Source organism: Ruegeria sp. AG1 (genome assembly GCF_056541705.1).
On record NZ_JBQFYU010000008.1, the window covers coordinates 164,714 to 184,269 of the forward strand.

20 protein-coding genes are annotated in these 19,556 nt (G+C 60.0%); 10 read left to right on the top strand and 10 right to left on the bottom strand.

The genetic code is table 11. The features are described 5' to 3' along the window. Positions 1-5 precede the first annotated feature (5 nt). The 5 genes from argH to ACR0B5_RS14110 all read left to right on the top strand — a co-directional run bounded on the left by argH (position 6) and on the right by ACR0B5_RS14110 (position 5,738). Positions 6-1,394, top strand: a complete 1,389-nt coding sequence (gene argH / locus ACR0B5_RS14090) for an argininosuccinate lyase (RefSeq protein ID WP_480541218.1) — start codon at positions 6-8, stop codon at positions 1,392-1,394. After that, on the top strand, positions 1,394-1,576 hold the full coding sequence (locus ACR0B5_RS14095) for an argininosuccinate lyase (protein WP_170469036.1): 183 nt from the start codon (positions 1,394-1,396) through the stop codon (positions 1,574-1,576). The genes argH and ACR0B5_RS14095 overlap by 1 nt, the downstream gene beginning before the upstream one ends. A 94-nt stretch (positions 1,577-1,670) precedes the next feature. Then, the gene (locus ACR0B5_RS14100) at positions 1,671-1,820 is read left to right on the top strand and encodes a hypothetical protein (RefSeq protein ID WP_480541220.1); all 150 of its coding nucleotides are present in this window, start codon (positions 1,671-1,673) and stop codon (positions 1,818-1,820) included. A 71-nt stretch (positions 1,821-1,891) separates the two neighbouring features. Next, complete coding sequence (gene lysA, locus ACR0B5_RS14105; protein ID WP_170553609.1) at positions 1,892-3,157, top strand: diaminopimelate decarboxylase; 1,266 nt, start codon at positions 1,892-1,894, stop codon at positions 3,155-3,157. Positions 3,158-3,194: 37 nt separating this feature from the next. Further along, complete coding sequence (locus ACR0B5_RS14110; protein WP_480541222.1) at positions 3,195-5,738, top strand: TIGR02302 family protein; 2,544 nt, start codon at positions 3,195-3,197, stop codon at positions 5,736-5,738. Between the two features lie 108 nt (positions 5,739-5,846). Here the strand turns inward: ACR0B5_RS14110 and ACR0B5_RS14115 are convergent, their stop codons facing one another. Further along, positions 5,847-6,557: a zinc-ribbon domain-containing protein gene (locus ACR0B5_RS14115; protein WP_480541224.1), complete on the bottom strand. Its 711-nt coding sequence runs from the start codon at positions 6,555-6,557 to the stop codon at positions 5,847-5,849. Positions 6,558-6,741: 184 nt separating this feature from the next. Between ACR0B5_RS14115 and ACR0B5_RS14120 the strand changes: the two genes are divergently transcribed. The 4 genes from ACR0B5_RS14120 to ACR0B5_RS14135 are packed head-to-tail and all read left to right on the top strand — an operon-like array spanning position 6,742 to position 9,647. Next, positions 6,742-7,419 carry a cell division ATP-binding protein FtsE gene (locus ACR0B5_RS14120; protein WP_480541226.1) on the top strand — a complete coding sequence of 226 codons (678 nt, stop codon included), beginning with the start codon at positions 6,742-6,744 and terminating at the stop codon, positions 7,417-7,419. Continuing rightward, entirely contained in the window at positions 7,416-8,315 is a 900-nt protein-coding gene (locus ACR0B5_RS14125) for a cell division protein FtsX (protein ID WP_170661201.1), read from the top strand. Before ACR0B5_RS14120 ends, ACR0B5_RS14125 begins: the two co-directional genes overlap by 4 nt. Beyond that, on the top strand, positions 8,315-9,055 hold the full coding sequence (locus ACR0B5_RS14130; protein WP_480541228.1) for a lysophospholipid acyltransferase family protein: 741 nt from the start codon (positions 8,315-8,317) through the stop codon (positions 9,053-9,055). Before ACR0B5_RS14125 ends, ACR0B5_RS14130 begins: the two co-directional genes overlap by 1 nt. Beyond that, positions 9,042-9,647, top strand: a complete 606-nt coding sequence (locus ACR0B5_RS14135; RefSeq protein ID WP_170642769.1) for a pyridoxamine 5'-phosphate oxidase family protein — start codon at positions 9,042-9,044, stop codon at positions 9,645-9,647. The genes ACR0B5_RS14130 and ACR0B5_RS14135 overlap by 14 nt, the downstream gene beginning before the upstream one ends. Positions 9,648-9,656: 9 nt before the next feature. On the opposite strand, the gene ACR0B5_RS14140 is transcribed toward ACR0B5_RS14135, so the two are convergent. Continuing rightward, entirely contained in the window at positions 9,657-10,250 is a 594-nt protein-coding gene (locus ACR0B5_RS14140) for an NAD(P)H-dependent oxidoreductase (RefSeq protein ID WP_170553580.1), read from the bottom strand. A 102-nt stretch (positions 10,251-10,352) separates the two neighbouring features. On the opposite strand from ACR0B5_RS14140, the gene ACR0B5_RS14145 reads away from it, so the two are divergent. Next, a complete protein-coding gene (locus tag ACR0B5_RS14145; protein ID WP_170553923.1) occupies positions 10,353-10,931 on the top strand; it encodes a TetR/AcrR family transcriptional regulator in 579 nt (192 codons plus the stop codon). Between the two features lie 22 nt (positions 10,932-10,953). Here the strand turns inward: ACR0B5_RS14145 and lpdA are convergent, their stop codons facing one another. The 8 genes from lpdA to sucD form a co-directional block, all read right to left on the bottom strand. Then, complete coding sequence (gene lpdA / locus ACR0B5_RS14150; protein WP_170378991.1) at positions 10,954-12,342, bottom strand: dihydrolipoyl dehydrogenase; 1,389 nt, start codon at positions 12,340-12,342, stop codon at positions 10,954-10,956. Between the two features lie 51 nt (positions 12,343-12,393). Then, a complete protein-coding gene (locus tag ACR0B5_RS14155) occupies positions 12,394-12,786 on the bottom strand; it encodes an MAPEG family protein (RefSeq protein ID WP_170666823.1) in 393 nt (130 codons plus the stop codon). Positions 12,787-12,909: 123 nt separating this feature from the next. After that, on the bottom strand, positions 12,910-13,185 hold the full coding sequence (locus ACR0B5_RS14160) for a hypothetical protein (protein ID WP_170469015.1): 276 nt from the start codon (positions 13,183-13,185) through the stop codon (positions 12,910-12,912). 2 nt (positions 13,186-13,187) lie between these two features. Then, on the bottom strand, positions 13,188-14,696 hold the full coding sequence (odhB, locus tag ACR0B5_RS14165; protein ID WP_480541231.1) for a 2-oxoglutarate dehydrogenase complex dihydrolipoyllysine-residue succinyltransferase: 1,509 nt from the start codon (positions 14,694-14,696) through the stop codon (positions 13,188-13,190). 3 nt (positions 14,697-14,699) lie between these two features. Next, positions 14,700-17,657 (bottom strand): 2-oxoglutarate dehydrogenase E1 component, encoded by a 2,958-nt coding sequence (locus ACR0B5_RS14170; protein ID WP_170639909.1) that lies wholly within the window; start codon positions 17,655-17,657, stop codon positions 14,700-14,702. After that, complete coding sequence (locus tag ACR0B5_RS14175) at positions 17,654-18,196, bottom strand: DUF805 domain-containing protein (protein WP_170553562.1); 543 nt, start codon at positions 18,194-18,196, stop codon at positions 17,654-17,656. The genes ACR0B5_RS14170 and ACR0B5_RS14175 overlap by 4 nt, the downstream gene beginning before the upstream one ends. 10 nt (positions 18,197-18,206) lie before the next feature. Further along, entirely contained in the window at positions 18,207-18,647 is a 441-nt protein-coding gene (locus ACR0B5_RS14180; RefSeq protein ID WP_170666827.1) for a hypothetical protein, read from the bottom strand. After that, the gene (gene sucD, locus ACR0B5_RS14185; protein ID WP_170378979.1) at positions 18,648-19,529 is read right to left on the bottom strand and encodes a succinate--CoA ligase subunit alpha; all 882 of its coding nucleotides are present in this window, start codon (positions 19,527-19,529) and stop codon (positions 18,648-18,650) included. Between the last annotated feature and the right edge of the window lie 27 nt (positions 19,530-19,556).

Genomic DNA, 19,556 nt, shown 5'->3' on the forward strand with positions numbered 1-19,556 from the left:
CTTACATGACCGATCATTCCTCGAACCAGATGTGGGGCGGCCGCTTTGCCGCCGGTCCAGACGCGATCATGGAGGCAATCAATGCCTCGATCGGGTTCGATCAGCGGATGGCAGCCCAGGACATCGCAGGCTCGCGCGCCCATGCCGCTATGCTGGCGGCGACAGGCGTTATTAGTGATAGTGACGCGCAGGCCATTCGGGAAGGGCTACTCACAGTCTTGTCAGAAATCCAGAACGGAGAATTTCAGTTCTCGACCGCGCTGGAAGACATCCACATGAACGTCGAAGCGCGCCTGAAAGAGGTGATCGGTGAGCCCGCAGGCCGTCTGCACACGGGTCGGTCGCGTAATGATCAGGTGGCAACCGATTTCAAACTTTGGGTACGTGACCAGTTGGACGCGGCAGAAACCGGCCTACTGGCCCTGATCCGCGCGCTTTTGGCGCAGGCCGAGGCCGGGGCGGATTGGGTCATGCCAGGCTTCACTCACCTGCAAACCGCGCAGCCGGTGACCTGGGGCCATCACATGATGGCTTATGTCGAGATGTTTGGCCGCGATCTCAGCCGTGTCCGCGATGCGCGCGCCCGGATGAACGAATCTCCCCTTGGTGCCGCCGCGCTGGCCGGGACGTCTTTCGCCATCGACCGCCACATGACGGCCGAGGCGCTGGGCTTTGACCGGCCTGCTGCGAACTCGCTGGATGCGGTCAGCGACCGCGACTTCGCGCTGGAGTTCCTGTCCACTGCCTCGATCTGCGCCGTTCACCTGTCGCGCTTTGCCGAAGAGCTGGTGATCTGGTCCTCGGCCCAATTCCGGTTTGTGACGCTCTCGGATCGGTTCTCGACCGGGTCCTCGATCATGCCGCAGAAGAAAAACCCCGACGCAGCAGAGCTGATCCGCGCCAAAGTCGGCCGCATCTACGGCGCAAACACCGCGCTGATGATGGTGATGAAAGGCTTGCCGCTGGCCTATTCCAAGGACATGCAGGAAGATAAAGAGCAGGTTTTTGATGCCGCCGACAACTGGATGCTGGCACTGGCGGCGATGGAGGGCATGGTCATGGATATGACTGCAAACCGCGACAGCCTTGCCGCAGCGGCGGGGTCGGGATTCTCGACCGCAACCGATCTGGCCGACTGGCTGGTGCGTGTTCTGGGCCTGCCGTTCCGTGATGCCCACCATGTCACAGGTTCGCTGGTGGCGATGGCTGAAAACAAGGGCTGCGACCTGCCTGATCTGACCCTGGAAGACATGCAGTCGCTCCATGCGGATATCACCGATGACGTCTATTCTGTTCTTACTGTCCAAAACTCTGTAAACTCGCGTCAGTCCTATGGTGGCACCGCCCCGGATCAGGTGCGGGCGCAGGTTGAGCGATGGAAGGCGCTGGTGTGATGACAGTTCTACGCATAGCGGTGATTGTGGCGGCTGGGTTCGCGCTGGCCGGATGTGGCGCGGATGGTGAGCCGGTTCAGCCAACGGCAAGTGTGGGTGTCGGCGTCGGCTCAAGCGGAACGCATGTGGGCGGAGGCATCGGCTTCCGCCGCGGGGGCTTTGGCCTCTATCTGGGCGTTTAGTCGCTGATCCCGTTGTAATTCTGGGTAAAACACCCAAGTAGGGTCTGGCACGCCGAGGCGCGGCCCTTCGTTCTAGTACTCAGAGACTGACCTCATGCGAATTTTCGGATTTCTTCTGGCGCTCGTCGCGCTTGCGGCTTGCGAGCCGACCTCCAGCCAACGGCCTGAACCGCAAAAAGAGCCCAGTTCAACCGGAGTCTCAGTGTCCGGCTATGCGCGTGTCGGCGTGTCGAACGATTTCTGAACGCCCTGCGGCGTATCGTTTCAGTGCGAATCCATTGATCCATAGGGCGGTTTTGGTCTAATCGCGCTTCTATGGATCACTTTCTCTACCGCGACGGCGCGCTTTTCGCCGAGGATGTCCCGATCTCCGAAATCGCAGCCGCGGTCGGAACCCCGTTCTATGTCTATTCGACTGCGACTCTGTTGCGGCATTTCAAGCTGTTCGATGACGCGCTTGAAGGCACTGATCACCTTGTCTGCTATGCGATGAAGGCCGCCAGCAATCAGGCGATTCTGAAGACGCTGGCGCAAGCGGGCGCCGGGATGGATGTGGTCTCGGGCGGGGAATACCTTCGGGCCAAGGCCGCCGGTGTGCCGGGCGACAAGATCGTTTTTTCGGGTGTTGGCAAGACGGCGGATGAGATTCGCACAGCGCTGACCGGTGGTCTCCGCCAGTTCAACGTCGAATCCGAGCCCGAGATGGAAGTGATCAACGCGGTAGCGACGGAGCTGGGCGTGGTTGCGCCGATCACCGTTCGGGTGAACCCGGATGTGGACGCCAAGACCCATGCCAAAATCGCAACCGGCAAGTCCGAGAACAAGTTTGGCATCCCGATCTCGCGCGCGTCCGAGGTCTATGCCCACGCGGCATCTCTGCCGGGGCTGGAGGTCATCGGCGTCGACGTCCATATCGGCTCGCAACTGACCGAGCTGGAGCCGTTTGAGCTGGCCTACACCAAGGTCGCCGAACTGACCGAGCAGTTGCGTGCAGAGGGCCACAACATCCGCCGCCTCGATCTGGGCGGTGGGCTTGGCATTCCCTACACGCGCTCGAACGACGCGCCGCCTCTGCCGTTGGAATATGGTGCGCTGATCAAGAAAACGCTGGGTCATCTGGGCTGTGAAATCGAAATCGAACCCGGTCGCCTGATTTCAGGCAATGCCGGTCTGATGGTCAGCAAGGTGATCTATGTGAAATCCGGCGAAGGGCGTGATTTCCTGATCGTTGACGGCGCGATGAACGATCTGATCCGCCCGGCCATGTATGAGGCGCATCACGATATCGTTGCGGTACAGGAACCCGCAGCGGGGGTCGAACAACAGCCCTATGACATCGTGGGCCCCGTCTGCGAATCCGGTGATACTTTTGCCAAACAGCGCAACATGCCGCCGCTTGCGCCGGGTGATCTAATCGCCTTCCGCAGCGCCGGGGCCTATGGCGCGGTGATGGCCAGCGAATACAACACGCGCCCCCTGATCCCCGAGGTTTTGGTGAATGGGGATCAATTTGCCGTAATTCGTGAACGCCCAAGCTTTGACGAAATCATAAACCGCGATACCATACCTGAGTGGCTCTGACGCGGTAGGCGCGCGGGCCAACACCCGGAGGCCCGCTTTGAGCGACAAACCAAACCTGCCCGTTCCCCGTCTGTCCGTGTGGATGACACATGCCGGATTGCTGGCCGAGCAGGTTTTGCGCGCGTTTTGGCCGTTTTTCTCGGTTTTGATGGCTGTTTTGGCCGCGTTGATGCTGGGTCTGCATGATGTTGTGCGGGTTGAGATCGTGTGGGGCGCAGCTGTCGTCGTAGCCATTGCGCTGCTTGTCAGCGCGATCTGGGGGATTCGGCAATTCCACCTGCCATCACGAGCCGAAGCGCTGGCCCGATTGGATGAAACCCTGCCCGGGCGTCCGATTCAGGCATTGATGGATGATCAGGCGATTGGTGCGGGGGATGCGGATTCGGTTGCCCTCTGGCAGGCGCACAAGGCGCGGATGGCGGACCGTGCCGCGCAAGCGCGCGTTGCCAAACCCGACCTGAGACTGGCGTCGCGCGATCCTTATGCCCTGCGCTACGCGGCTTTGCTGGCGCTGGTGGTCGCGGCCCTGTTCGGTTCGTTCTGGCGGATTGGCTCGGTGGCCGAGATGGCCCCCGGAACTGCAGTGGCGGGGCAAGGACCAACATGGGAAGGTTGGGTCGAACCCCCACGCTATACCGGACTGCCGACTCTCTATCTGGCCGATCAGACGGGTCCCACGCTGTCGATCCCTCAAGGCAGTCGCGTTACTCTGCGTTTTTATGGCGAGGTCGGCGCGCATAGCCTGACCGAAACAAGCTCTCCCTTAGGTGCCGAGGCCGCGACCGAAACTGAGCAGGATTTCACCGTCGCCCGTTCAGGCCAGATGCGCATTGATGGCCCCGCAGGACGGGATTGGATGGTGGACGTCATTCCCGACACCCCGCCGAGCATTGCGGTTGCTGATAAGGCCGAAGCCGAGGCAGGCGGGCAGATGAAGCTGCCCTTTACGGCTTCGGATGACTATGGGATTGTCTCTGGCTCGGCGGTTATCGAGTTGGACATGGCCTCGGTAGATCGTCGCTATGGTCTGACGGCTGACCCTGAACCGCGCGAGGTGATCGAGGTCGAATTGCCAATGCCGATCACCGGAGACCGCGCGGATTTCACCGAAGATCTTATCGAGGATTTCTCACAGCACCCATGGGCGCATCTGCCGGTTCGCATCACGTTGATGGCGCGCGACGCCTCGGACCAGGAAAGCACGTCCGAGCCATATTTGACCGATCTACCTGCGCGCCGATTCTTTGATCCCCTGGCGGCTGCGGTGATCGAACAGCGCCGCGATCTACTCTGGTCGCGGACCAGTGCGCCGCGTGTGGCCCAGGTTCTGCGGGCGATCTCGCACCGGCCCGAGGAACTGTTTCGCTCCGATACCGCCTATCTGCGCTTGCGGGTCACCCTGCGGCGGTTGGAAAACTTCAACGACTACGGTTTGAAGGATAAACAACAGGCCGAGATCGCGCAGGCCCTTTGGGATCTGGCGGTTTTGATCGAAGAGGGCACTCTGGCTGATGCGCTGGAGCGGATGCGCCGGGCGCAGGAGCGTCTCACTGAGGCGATGCAAAACGGGGCCAGCGATGAGGAAATCGCTGAACTGATGCAGGAACTGCGAGAGGCCACGCAGGATTACCTGAACCAGTTGCAGCGTCTTGCGCAGGAAAACGGCGACAGTGATGAGCGCCAGTCCGGTCAGAATGGCGAAAGCATGCAAATGACGCAGGACGATCTGCAGGCCATGATGGATCGCATTCAGGAATTGATGGAACAGGGCCGCATGGCTGAGGCGCAGCAGGCGCTGGAAGAGTTCCAGCAGATGATGGAGAACATGCGCGTCACACAAGGCCAAGGGCAGGGTGGTCAATCCGAAGGGCAACAGGCCATGGAAGGCTTGGCCGAGACCCTGCGCGAACAGCAAGGTTTAAGTGATCAGGCGTTCCGCGATTTGCAGGAACAGTTCAACCCCGGCGCTCAGGCCGGAGAAAATCAGGGTAATGAAGGCCGCAATGGCGGTCAGGGCCGTGGTGAAAGCCACGAGGGTCAGGGCGGCCAGGGTCAGGGTTCGGATCAGGCGGGCGAAGGCCAACCGGGTGAGGGGTCTTTGGCGGATCGGCAGCAGGCCCTGCGGCAGGAACTGAACCGACAGCAACAGGGCTTGCCCGGTGCAGGCACCCCCGAAGGCGACGCGGCGCGCGATGCGTTGGGCCGCGCAGAAGGTGCCATGGAAGAGGCGGAGGAGGCGCTGCGCGGCAATGATCTGGCCGAAGCGATCGACCGTCAGTCCGAAGCGATGGAGGCCCTACGAGAAGGCATGCGGTCCTTGGGTGAGGCCATGGCGCAGAACCAACAGAACCAATCCGGACAAGGCACCGAGGAAGGTGAGGCGCAAGCCAACAGCCGTGATCCGCTTGGCCGCAATCCCGGTGCAGCCGGGTCGATCTCAACCGATGACAACCTGTTGCAGGGCGAAGACGTTTACCGCCGCGCGCGTGAGTTGCTGGACGAAATCCGCCGTCGGACCGGTGAAACGGACCGGCCCGAGATCGAGCTGGAATACCTCAAGCGTCTGTTGGAACGGTTCTGAGCCGGTATATCGTTTCGGCTTAAACCTGAGACACGAATACCCTGCCCCGCTTTCAGCGTTCTCGGGACATTCGTGTCACTTGGTGTTACAGGTAAAACCCGAAACGCTTTACTCCTGCGGCGCGCCTGCCCCGGCTTGCGTCTCAAGCCAGATACGGGCCTGATCAATCAGAGAGACATAGGAGTCCAGCACGGGATCGGCTTGCGGTACGGCCTCACCGATCTGTTGCGCATTGCCGTAGATCAGATACAGGATAACGCCGATGACCAGCATCACGGCAAAGCCGCGCACGAAGCCACGGGATTGTTTGGCCGGGGGCGTGTCGTCGCCCTCATCGCTCATCATGCCTGAATTGATGGTCTCAACGTCAGGAAGCTCATCCTTTTGGCCCGCATCCTCGGCGGTCTCGGTCGCAGTTGGGCGCTTGATCTGAAACTCGGGTTCGACAGAGTCTTCCAGTGCCAGATCGGGTTGCGTCTCAAGGCTGCTGCCTTCTTGAGAGCGCAGCTCCGCCTCACGCGCGGCCTCCTCCTTCAAAATGCTCGCAACGGCAGGGTCGACATTGCCGGTCTTGCCGCTATCGGACGGAGTCTCAGCAACGACCTCGACATTTGTGTCGGGTTTAGGTGTTGGCTCTGGCTTAGCGTCCGGCTCGGCGGTGGCGTCCGGCGTGTCAGTGACGGGTGCTGCGTCTTCGGGGTGCTTGGGCTGAAACCACGTCTGGTCACAGGCGGAGCACTGCACATCGCGCCCCTCTTCGGGGATAACCTCGTCCGGCACTTCGTACTGAGCGCCGCAATTCGGACATGTAAGTCTCATACTGCCTCCCCGGCCTGACGTTCGGCCCGATAGTAGTTTTTTCAGGGATGATATTCCGTTAAGACCCAACAGCAAAGGGCGTTTTCGGTTTCATGGGGCAAGTGTCGCCAATTGGACTCGGTGCAGGCATTGAAACCGCAGGCAAGCTCGGGCAAGAAGATCGGCAAAAGAACTGGGGACACCTGTGATCGAGCTGGAAAATGTCAGCTATACCTATGGCGACGGTGCGTTACTGAGCGATGTCTCAGTCAAATTGCAGCCCGGCTCGTTCCATTTCCTGACCGGACCTTCGGGCGCGGGCAAAACCACGTTGCTGAAGCTGTGCTATGGCGCGTTGTTTCCGACCTCGGGTCGGTTGAGCGTGTTTGACGAAGATATCGCGCGTCTGGATCGGGATCAGATGGCCCTGTTGCGGCGTCGGGTCGGTGTTGTGCATCAGGATTGCCAATTTTTGGATCATTTGACGCTGGCTGAAAATGTCGCCTTGCCTCTGATGGTGTCGGGACGGGCCGAGTCGGAAGAGCAGGACAACCTGACCGAGCTTTTGTCCTGGGTCGGACTGGGGGCCCGGCTTGACGCCCATCCGCCTGAACTGTCGGGTGGTGAACGCCAACGCGCGGCTTTGGCCCGAGCCGTGATCCTGTCGCCAGACGTTGTGCTGGCGGATGAGCCGACCGGCAACGTCGATTGGGAGATGTCGCAACGGCTACTGCGTCTGCTGATCGAGCTGAACCGCATGGGCAAGACCGTCCTGATCGCCACCCACGACCTGAGTCTGATCCGCGCGGCCAAGAGCCAGGTTCAGGCCCGCGTGTTGCGCATCTCGCAGCGCAAACTGCATCTGGCCGGAGCGGACCTATGAGCAACGGTGACATCCGGAACCTGCTGCGCCGGGATACACGCGCGGATCGCGTTGTCCCTCCAACCGGGTACACGGCGCATCTGACCCTGTTTGTATCGGGCGCAATGGCGTTTCTGGCAGTGTTTGCACTGGCGCTTTCGCTTGCTTCGGGTCGGATCGCAGACCGTTGGGCCTCGGAGCTGGCGGGGGCTGCCACCTTGCGCATCAACGCCCCGGCCGAGCAGATGGCGGCACAGACGGAAACCGCGCTGACCGTTCTTGGCCAGACACCCGGCGTTGCCTCAGCCCGCGCGCTGACGGCCGAGGAACAGGCCGCGCTGCTGTCACCATGGTTTGGGCCTGATTTGCCGATTGAGACACTGCCGATCCCGCAACTTATTGAAATCGTTGAAGGTGAGCCGGGTCTCGACACGGCTGGTCTCCGTCTGCGATTGGGCGCCGAAGTGCCCGGAGCGGTTCTGGATGACCACACCCGCTGGCGCGAGCCTCTGGTGGATGCGGCGATGTCCCTGCGACGGCTGGGCTGGGTCTCGATCCTGCTGATCGGAGGTGCTACCGCGGCTATGATCACGCTGGCAGCCAACGCCTCGCTTGCTGCGAATGCCAGCATCATCGCAGTGCTGCGGCAAGTGGGCGCGCGGGATCGGTTCATCGCCGGCGCATTTGTCCGCCGCTTTACCTACCGCGCCTTCTTCGGCGCATTTGTCGGGACGATGTTGGGGATGACGGGCGTTTTGCTCTTGCCCGACCCCTCGGACGAGGGCGGATTTCTGACCGGAGTAGGGTTTCAGGGGCTTGGCTGGGTGTTGCCCTTGCTGATCCCCGTTCTGGGCGCTGTGGTTGCCTTCTTCGCCACCTGGACCGCCGCCCGCCGCAAGTTGAAGGAGCTTTCCTGATGTCACAGGGCTTTCAATGGATCCGTTCCCTGATCTTCATGATTGTGATTTACGTTTGGATGTTGATCCTTGGAATCGTCTATCTGCCATACGCGATCTTCACGAAACAGGGCGCTTTGCGCGCATGCAAAACTTACGCGCGCAGCACGATGTGGTTGGCGCGATGGATGGTTGGCATAAGGTGCGAGGTGCGTGGCACGGTGCCCACTGGCGAGGTTGTCATCGGGGCCAAGCACCAGTCTTTCCTTGATATCATCATGATCTTCGACGCCATCCCGCATGGTAAATTCATCATGAAACGAGAGCTTCTCTGGACCCCGGTCATCGGAATGTATGCGCGGCGTTTGGGCTGTATCCCGGTCAATCGCGGCAAGAAGGGTGCGGCAGTGGCCAAGATGGTCAAAGACGTCGCCAAAGAGTTCGCCGAACCCGGTCAGTTGGTGATTTACCCTCAGGGCACCCGCGTCGCGCCGGGCGTGTCCAAACCATATAAGGTCGGCACGGCGATCCTTTACGGAGGGCTGGGCTTTCCGTGTGTGCCGGTTGCGACCAATGCCGGCGTATTCTGGCCGCGCAGTGGTATCTTGCGCAAACCCGGGTTGGCGATCGTCGATTTCCTCGACCCGATTGAACCGGGCGTCGAACGGGACGCGTTTCTGAGCCGTTTGGAAGATGTGATCGAGACACGCTCAGACGCTTTGATGAAAGAAGTGGGGTTTGATCCGGATGGAGTTCATTGAGGACATCCCGAGCCTAGAGGCGCTCTATGGCACGCCCGCAGCGCCGTCGTTGCGCAAAGTAGCGCACAGCCTGACGCCGCTCTACCGGCAATGGATCATGGCATCGCGCCTATGTGTCCTCAGCACCGTTGGCCCCGAAGGCGTCGATGGCAGCCCGCGCGGGGACGATGGGCCCGTTGTTTTGGAGCTTGATCCCAATACGCTGGCCATGCCGGATTGGCGGGGGAACAACCGTCTGGATTCCTTGCGCAATATCGTGCGCGATCCGAGGGTTTCGGTGTTGTTTATCGTGCCCGGCTCCAACACTGTGGTTCGCCTGAACGGGACGGCACGGGTATCTGCGGATCAAGGGTTGAGGGCGCGGTTCGACAAGCAAGGCAAGCAACCGGCCACCGTGATCGTTATCCAGATTGCCGAGATCTACACCCAATGCGCCCGGGCCTTGATGCGGGCTGGGACATGGACCGGCGGAGATCAAAGCAGTGGATTGCCCACGGTTGGCGAGATCCTTGCAGAAGCCTCATCCGGTGAGGAAGGCGGCGCGCAATACGACTCCGAATGGCGCGCGCGCGCCGCAAAGACAATGTGGTAGGTAGGGCACCTAGATAGCCTCTGCGCCAATTCTGGCGACCTTGGAAATCCAGCGATCGACGCTTCCTGGCTTTGGCTCGCTGGCCCCTGCGAAATATGTGAACCGCGTTGGCTTGAAGCCGACAAAGCCGAGTATCTGATCGCGGACTTGCCGGATCAGTGCTTGACGGTAGATCAGGCGCATGAACCAGCCGGGTGTGTCCGAGGTCAGGATGACGCGCGCGGTGCGACCGGTCAGCATCGGGGCCGGAAAGCCCAGTTTGGTGGTGTTTCTCGTATCGAACGTTCGTCCCGGGATGAACATGCGATCAATTAGGCCTTTCAGCTTAGCGGGCAGGCCACCCCACCACATCGGCGCGGTCATAACGAGATGGTCGCTCCATTCGAAATCTTGCAACAGCTTCTCAAGCTCGGGCTCAAGAGGTTTGAACTCGTGATAGTTGCCCTGCCCAAAATCGAGATCGAACTGAAGGTCGCTCAGATGGATCAGGCGGACTTCATGACCGTTCTGGCGCGCAGCGTCGCCGTAGGTTTTCGCAAAAGTACGGGACAGGCTGCTTTCGGCAGGGTGTCCGTCGAGGATCAGGATTTTCTTGGCGTGCATGGGATGTCTCCTAAAAATGACCATGGTCAGTTTATTAGGTATAAAAATGACCATGGTCAATATAAAATTTGACCGCGGTCAAAAAACATGCAATCTGGCCTCATGCAAAAGACAGTCCAGAAACGCACGTTGAAAACCCGCGCCCGCCTGATGGCGGTGTCGGAAGAGTTGATTCAGAAAAGCGGGTATGAGGGCCTTCGGGTGGAAGAGGTGGTGCAGACGGCTGGTGTCGCCAAGGGCACCTTCTTTGCACATTTTCGCGACAAGGACGCGTTAATGGAAATCCTGATCGCGGACAGATTGAATGCGTGTCTGGATCAGGCCGAGGCGGGGACATCGCCCAAAAACGTAAAACAGCTTATCGCTGCCTTGGAACCGGTCCACAGCTTCATGATGTCCGAACGGTATGTTTTCGATCTGCTGATCCGGTATTCCGGCGCAACCGCCATCGCGGATGTTGGGCCGATCGCCTATTGCTTTGAGCGGTATTTCCGGGTGGTGATGATGTGGCTTGAAGTGGCCGAGACGCGCAAGGATGTGCCGTCCGAACTTTTGGCCGAAGGTGTTCAGGCCTTTGCGATTCAGGCCATGTCTCTCAGGTTCTGCGCGTTGCATTCGGCGACAACCTTCACCGACAGGCTTGAAACTTACCTGAATGCCTGGTTGACCCCGACAGGCTGATCGCCGCCGGGGTCAGAGACCTTTAGCTGTGAATTGGGCCGTCACCACAGGCCAGAGCGGCCTCACGCACGGCTTCCGAATAGGTCGGGTGGGCGTGACAGGTCAGCGCCAGATCTTCGGCTGAGGCACCGAATTCCATCGCAACGCAAACCTCGTGGATCAGATCGCCTGCAGCGGGGCCGATGATATGCGCACCCAGAATCCGGTCGGTTTCCTTGTCGGCCAGAATCTTGACGAATCCGTCAGAGGCAAAGTTGGCCTTGGCCCGGCCATTGCCCATGAACATGAATTTGCCGACTTTGTAGGCGCGGCCCTGTTCTTTCAGTGTCGCCTCGGTTTCACCCACATTGGCAACTTCGGGCCAGGTGTAGATCACGCCGGGGATGACGCCGTAGTTTACGTGGCCGTGCTTGCCTGCGACCTGCTCGGCTGCGGCCATACCTTCGTCTTCGGCCTTGTGCGCCAGCATCGGGCCTTCGGTGACGTCTCCAATCGCGTAGATGCCCGGCACGTTGGTCTGCCAGTCCGCGCCGACCTTGATCTGACCGCGCGGCGTCATCTCGACACCCAGCGCATCCAGCCCCAACCCGTCCGAGTATGGCTTGCGACCGGTGGCGACCAGGACGGTATCGGCTTCAATCACATGTTCACTGTCATCCTTGAGTAGCTTGTAGGTGACTTTCGCTTTGGTTTTCGACGCTTCGGTCTTTTGTACCGCCGCACCCATCACAAAGTTCAGGCCCTGTTTCTTGAGGATACGCTGGAAGGTCTTCTGTACCTCGGGGTCCATGCCCGGCGTGATCTCCTTGAGGAATTCGATCACCGTCACTTCAGCACCCAGACGGCTGTAGACCGACCCCAGTTCCAGACCTATCACACCGGCACCAATCACCACCATCTTCTTCGGGATCTTCCCCAGCGATAGCGCCCCGGTTGAGGTCACAACGACCTTCTCGTCAACTTCAACGCCCGGCAGGGCCGACGGCTCGGAGCCTGATGCGATGATGATGTTCTTGGTGTCGTGAACCTCATCACCCACTTTGACCTTGCCGGCAGCCGGGATTGACCCCCAGCCTTTCAGCCAGTCGATCTTGTTCTTCTTGAAGAGGAACTCGATGCCCTTTGTGTTGCCCTCGATAACCTCTTCCTTGTAGGCCTGCATCTGTTTCCAGTCGACGGACGGAGATTTGCCCTTCAGGCCCATCTTGGCAAAGTTATGCTCGGCCTCGTGCAGCTGATGAGAGGCATGCAACAGCGCCTTGGATGGGATGCAGCCCACGTTCAGGCAGGTGCCGCCCAGCGCCTCACGCCCTTCGACAACGGCGGTTTTCAGGCCCAGCTGGGCGCAGCGGATGGCACAGACATAGCCGCCGGGACCGGCTCCGATTACGATGACGTCATAGCTGGACATTGAGGGCACTCCTTGGTGTGTCTTGGCCGCATCCTGGTGCGGCGTACTAAGCTATAGGGCTAGCAGGTAAAGATAGATCGTCGCAAGAAACCCAGCCATCCACACGATCGTGCGCAGGAAGGGAACCGGGATTGCGAAGGCGTAGATCGGAACGAAAACCACACGCGCGATCAGAAAAATCTGCGCGGCCAGCAGCGATCCGGAGGTGAAGGCGTCCTTGGCGGACAGGATCAGAACGGCGGGGGCAAACAGGGCCATGGCGACGACCGAATTGGTCAGAGCCCGTTCGACCCGGCCCGCAACACCGGTCAGGGCGGGCATGTCGTCCCGCGCGCCACCCAATGTCATCAATCCGACCTGCGACATGGCTGTCAGCACATTCAGCAAAACCACTACGACGATCAGAAGGCCGTACAGAGCAAGAATGGAAAGTTCGGAAGACATGACGAGTATCCTTTTTCAACCAGAGTCCGTTTGTCGGTTAGCATTCTCTGACATCAATAGCAGGCGCGCTTCACGTGTATTTGCGGGGCTGTGTGCAGGGCGGTCCCGCACACAGCAGAGTTTTTAAGGCAAGACCGGGTCCAGAAGTTTCACCTGAATATGGGCGACCCCACCGCGTTCGAGATGCATGGCCAGCTCTTCCGAGTCGAAGAAAGCGCGGGCTTTTTGTATGTCATCCACTTCGAACATGGCGATGGCGTGATCCTTTTGATCGGGGTCACGCCAGACATGTAGGTCGTGGATACCAGCGGCCTGGCGCATCGCGATGTCTTCGCGAAACACCTTCAGCCAGGCATCAAAGTCTGCCACATCGGCTTGCCACAGAACATGCGTTGCCATGATTACAGATCCATCAGCAGGCGGCGCGGGTCTTCTAGCGCCTCTTTCACGCGGACAAGGAAGGTCACCGCGCCTTTGCCGTCAACGATCCGGTGGTCATAGGACAGCGCCAGATACATCATCGGACGGATCACAACCTGACCGTTGATCGCCATCGGGCGGTCCTGGATCTTGTGCATGCCCAGAATACCCGATTGCGGGGGGTTCAGGATCGGCGAGGACATCAGCGAGCCATAGACACCACCATTGGAGATGGTGAAGGTGCCGCCTTGCATCTCAGCCATGCTCAGCTTGCCGTCACGGGCGCGTTTGCCTTTCTCGGCGATGGCCTTTTCGATTGCTGCAAAAGACATCGAGTCCGCATCGCGAATGACCGGAACCACCAGGCCTGTGGGCGTACCGGCGGCGACACCCATATGGACGAAGTTCTTGTAGACGATGTCTGTACCGTCGATTTCGGCATTCACCTCGGGCACTTCTTTCAGCGCATGGCAGCAGGCCTTGGTGAAGAAGGACATAAAGCCCAGACGCACGCCGTGTTTCTTCTCGAACTGATCCTTGTACTGGCTGCGCAGGGCCATCACCTCGGTCATGTCCACCTCGTTATAGGTGGTCAGCATGGCAGCGGTATTCTGGCTGTCTTTCAGACGCTTGGCGATGGTCTGGCGCAGGCGGGTCATCTTGACGCGTTCCTCGCGCGCGGCGTCATCGGCGGCCACAGGCGCGCGCGGCGCAGGGGCCGGAGCGGGAGCGGCAGCAGGCGCGGGTGCAGCAGCCGTTGCCACGGCGCGGGCCACGTCTTCTTTCATGATGCGGCCATCACGTCCGGTGCCCGAGACTTGAGCGGCGGACAGACCGGCCTCGGCCATGGCTTTCTCAGCCGACGGAGCGTTGGCGACATCCTTGCCGGTTGCTGCTGCGGCCGGAGCTGCGGTGGCGGCAGGGGCGGGTGCAGGGGCGGCGCCAGCGCCGGAGCCCGAGATCACAGCCAGCTTGGCCGATGCGTCCACGGTTGTGCCTTCTGGCGCGACGATTTCCGCCAGAACGCCAGCAGCGGGGGCGGGAACCTCGACCGAGACCTTGTCGGTCTCCAGCTCACACAGCATCTCGTCTTGCGCGACCGCGTCACCAACCTGTTTGAACCATGTCGAGACGGTGGCTTCGGTGACCGATTCACCCAGCGTGGGCACCATCACATCAACACTGCCACCCGACGCTGCCGTAGCGGCCGCAGGGGCGGGCGCTGCTGCGGCGGGGGCAGGGGCTGCACCTTCGCCTGCGGCGATGGTCGCCAGCAGGGCGTCGACGCCAACGGTTTCACCTTCTGCGGCTACGATCTCGCCCATGACGCCAGCGGCGGGGGCGGGGACTTCGACCGTCACCTTGTCGGTTTCAAGCTCACAGAGCATCTCATCCACGGCCACGGCATCACCGGGTTTCTTGAACCAGGTCGCAACCGTGGCTTCGGTAACAGACTCGCCTAACGTGGGAACACGAACTTCAATGGTCATCGTTTACTTTCCTTCGAGGCTCAGCGCTTCGTTCACGAGCGCTTCTTGTTGAGCTTTGTGTTGGCTGGCCAGACCCGTCGCAGGCGAGGCCGAGGTTGCGCGGCCGACATAGAGCGGCCGTGTATGTTTGGCGCCGATACGGGTCAGCACCCATTCGATATTTGGCTCAATGAAGGTCCAGGCACCTTGGTTTTTTGGCTCTTCCTGGCACCAGACGATCTCCGCCCCTTTGAAACGCTCAAGCTCGTTGATCAGCGAATGCGCCGGGAACGGATAATACTGCTCGATCCGCATCAGGTAGACGTCGTCGATACCACGGGCGTCGCGTTCCTCCAGCAGGTCGTAGTAGACCTTGCCGGAACACAGAACCACGCGCTTGATCTTGTCGTCCGCGGCCAGCTTGGTGTCCGAGTTGCCCTGTTGCGCATCGTCCCACAGCACCCGGTGGAAGCTGGAGCCAGTGGTGAAATCCTCGGCCGTGCTGACAGCCAGCTTGTGGCGCAGCAGCGATTTCGGGGTCACCAGGATCAGCGGTTTACGGAAGGTGCGGTGCAGCTGGCGGCGCAGGATGTGGAAATAGTTCGCCGGTGTCGTGCAGTTCGCCACGATCCAGTTGTCCTGACCACACATCTGCAGGAACCGCTCCAAACGCGCCGAGCTGTGTTCGGGGCCTTGCCCCTCGAACCCGTGCGGCAGCAGCGTCACCAGACCCGACATCCGCAACCATTTGCTTTCGCCCGAGCTGATGAACTGGTCGAACATGATCTGCGCCCCGTTGGCAAAGTCACCAAACTGCGCCTCCCACAGGACTAGAGCGTTCGGCTCAGCCAACGAGTAGCCGTATTCAAAACCCAGAACCGCATATTCAGACAGCATCGAGTCGATCACTTCGTAGTGCGACTGACCCTCGCGGATGTTGTTCAGCGGATAAAACCGCTCTTCCGTTTCCTGATGGACAAAGCCCGAGTGACGTTGACTGAATGTCCCGCGCGTCGCGTCCTGACCGGACAGTCGAACCGGAAAGCCCTCGGTCAGCAACGAGCCAAAGGCCAGCGCTTCACCTGTGGCCCAGTCAAAGCCCTTGCCACTGTCGAACATCTGTTTCTTGTGGTCCAGCAGACGCGCAACGGTTTTGTGTACCGCAATATCCGCAGGGGCGTGGGTCAGCGCGTTGCCGATCTCGGCCAGAGTCGCCGGGGCGATGGCGGTTTCACCGCGCACATAGTCCTCTTTGTTTTTGTCCAGATGCGACCAGCGCCCGTCCAGCCAGTCGGCCTTGTTGGGTTTATAGTCTTTGCCGGCCTCGAACTCATCATTCAGATGGGCCTGGAAGGCGGCCTTCATATCCTCGATCTCACCTTCGGGGATCAGGCCGTCTTTGACCAGACGTTCGGTGTAGAGCGACAGAGTGGTCTTATGCGTCTTGATCTTCTTGTACATGATCGGGTTGGTGAACATGGGCTCGTCGCCCTCGTTGTGACCAAAGCGACGATAGCAGAAGATATCGATTACCACGTCCTTGTGGAACTTCTGCCGAAACTCGGTCGCGACCTTGGCGGCGTGAACAACCGCCTCGGGGTCGTCGCCGTTGACGTGGAAGATCGGCGCTTCGACCATCAGCGCGATATCCGTGGGATACGGGCTGGAGCGCGAGAAGTGTGGCGCGGTGGTAAAGCCGATCTGGTTGTTCACGACGATATGCATAGTGCCGCCGGTTTTGTGGCCCTTTAGGCCGGACAGGCCAAACCCTTCGGCGACCACACCCTGACCGGCAAAGGCCGCATCCCCGTGCAGCAGGATGCCCATAACCTTGGTGCGGTCGGTGTCGTTCAACTGATCCTGCTTGGCGCGGACCTTGCCCAGAACCACCGGGTTCACCGCCTCAAGGTGTGAGGGGTTGGCGGTTAGCGACAGGTGGACACTGTTGCCGTCAAACTCACGGTCGCTGGAGGCGCCGAGGTGATATTTCACATCGCCAGAGCCATCCACATCTTCAGGCTTGAAGCTGCCGCCCTGAAATTCATTGAAAATCGCGCGGTAGGGTTTGCCCATCACGTTGGCCAGAATATTCAGGCGGCCTCTGTGCGGCATGCCGATGACAATGTCGCTGACGCCCAGTGCGCCACCGCGTTTAATAATCTGCTCCATTGCCGGGATCAGGCTTTCGCCACCATCCAGACCGAACCGTTTGGTGCCCATGTATTTGACATGCAGGAATTTCTCGAAACCCTCGGCCTCGACCATCTTGTTCAGGATCGCCTTACGGCCTTCCTTGGTAAAGGCGATTTCCTTGCCGTAACCTTCGATCCGCTCCTTCAGCCACGCGGCTTGTTCCGGGTCTGAGATATGCATGTATTGCAGCGCGAAGGTGCCGCAGTAGGTCCGCTTCACGATCTCGACGATCTGCCGCATCGAAGCCATCTGCAGGCCCAAAACATTGTCGATAAAGATCGGCCGGTCCATGTCGGCTTCGGTAAAGCCATAGGTCTTCGGATCGAGTTCCGGATGTGTGCTGGCCGCGCGCATCCCCAGCGGGTCCAGATCGGCGGCCAGATGGCCCCGGATCCGGTAGGCCCGGATCAGCATCAGCGCTCGCAAGCTGTCCAGCACGGCGCGCTTGATCTGGTCATCGCTGACCTCTACGCCCTTGTCTGCCGCTTTTTCCTTGATCTTCTTGCCCGCAGCCTTGGCATCGATCTCGGCCCACTCACCGGTCAGCGCCCCAGTCAGATCATCCGCAGGCATCGGCGGCCAGTCGGTCCGCGCCCAGGATGGCCCCTCGGCCTCGCGCTGAACATCCGGAGAAGCGTCACCCATTGCCTTAAAGAACTCGGCCCAAGCGGCATCCACCGCCCCGGGGTTCTTGGTGTATTGGGCATAGAGCTGCTCCAGATACTCGGCATTGTGGCCTTGCATAAAGCTTGAGGCATGGAACGCGGAATTGGGCGTATGTTCGGTCATTGGGCTACCTCATATGGGTTGGGACCGTATTGGTTGGTGCCTGGTTGAGACGGGCGGGTCAGCCACCACAGAACCAGGAGGGGCGACACAAATAAAACAAGCAGTGTCGGAATGACGATCAGCAGAGTGGCACGTGTGAACAGAATGTCCAGATTACCGCCATGCTGGAAACTTGAGGCAAGGCCGATGCCGAAAATCAGAACCGCGAAGGCCCCGAGGATCAGCAGGATCGGCAACAGAGCGTAAAGCCCACTGCGCCCGGAATCGTGCATCCGCCGCCACGCGACGGCCAGATGCGGGAAGAACACAATCAGGCTGACGATGCTTTGCACCGGTTGACGGGATGTGGCGGTGACGGATTTCACGCCGTCCCCCTCAGTCACCGAGACCTGAGTGAAGAACTGCGCATCAATGATCCCGGCGAGAATGCTCCAGATCACGATGAACAGGAAAAAGAACCAATACTCGGTCCGCGAGGCACGACCCGAGAAAGTAAAGAACTTCGAGAAACAAGTGCGGATGGCGTCGGAGAAGGTCATTGCAGTCAATTCATCCCCTTGCGTCGTCACATGAAAAAGAAACGATCAGAGCACGCTCCCTTCCGCGATTGGCTGAGAAAACGGCCCTTTCGCTGCCTATCAAATCGCAAACATAACCAACGCGTTGCACTATTTCATCCTTGGTGGATTCTTTGTTTGCGCGAAAGCGGAACTGGTATTTTTTGCTCCCCGATAGCTCGAGGTCAAAAAAACCTTTTGCCTTGGCAACGTTGTGTATGCCGCAAGCCTCGTCCTGAATAAACTGACCCTCGCTGGACCAGCCAATTCGAACTTCACATTCCATTGCTTTGGCTTGCCCAGCGGTAGAAAATGCGAACATCGCAGTCGCGAACAAAGACCACAGCCAAGCTAAAGATGAGAAGGATGGACGCAACGCGCCCACCCTTTTTTCGGGCGCCGCCCTTAGAGCGTATGCCCGGCAGTTGATCATTTACCCAATCGCTTCCAGCACGGCCTCACCCAGCGTTGCCGGGCTTTCTGCCACAACGATACCGGCCGAGCGCATGGCTTCGATCTTGTCCTCGGCGCCGCCTTTGCCGCCCGCGACAATCGCGCCTGCGTGGCCCATGCGGCGTCCCGGAGGGGCTGTGCGGCCTGCGATGAAACCGGCAACCGGCTTCTTGCGGCCCTTCTTGGCCTCATCCGCCAGGAACTGTGCGGCTTCTTCTTCGGCCGAGCCACCGATCTCACCGATCATAATGATCGAGTGGGTTTCGTCATCGGCCAGGAACCATTCCAGCACGTCGATATGCTCGGTGCCTTTGATCGGGTCGCCGCCGATACCCACGCAGGTGGATTGGCCCAGACCCACATCGGTGGTCTGCTTAACGGCCTCATAGGTCAGAGTGCCCGAGCGGGACACAACGCCGACCGAGCCGCGCTTGTGGATGTGGCCGGGCATGATGCCGATCTTGCAGGCGTCAGGTGTGATGACACCGGGGCAGTTCGGGCCGATCAGGCGCGATTTGCTACCTTCCAGCGCGCGCTTCACCTTCATCATGTCCAGAACCGGGATGCCTTCAGTGATGCAGACGATTACCTCCATCTCGGCATCAATCGCTTCGAGGATCGAGTCAGCCGCGAAGGGCGGCGGAACATAGATCACGGAGGCGTTGGCTTCGGTCACGTGCTTGGCTTCGTGGACCGAGTTGAACACGGGCAGGCCCAGATGCTCCATCCCGCCTTTGCCGGGGGTCACGCCGCCGACCATCTTGGTGCCGTAGGCGATGGCCTGTTCGCTGTGGAATGTGCCCTGCGAGCCGGTAAAGCCCTGACAGATCACTTTGGTATTTTCGTCGATGAGGACTGCCATCTGGCGTTCTCCTATTTTAGGCGGGCC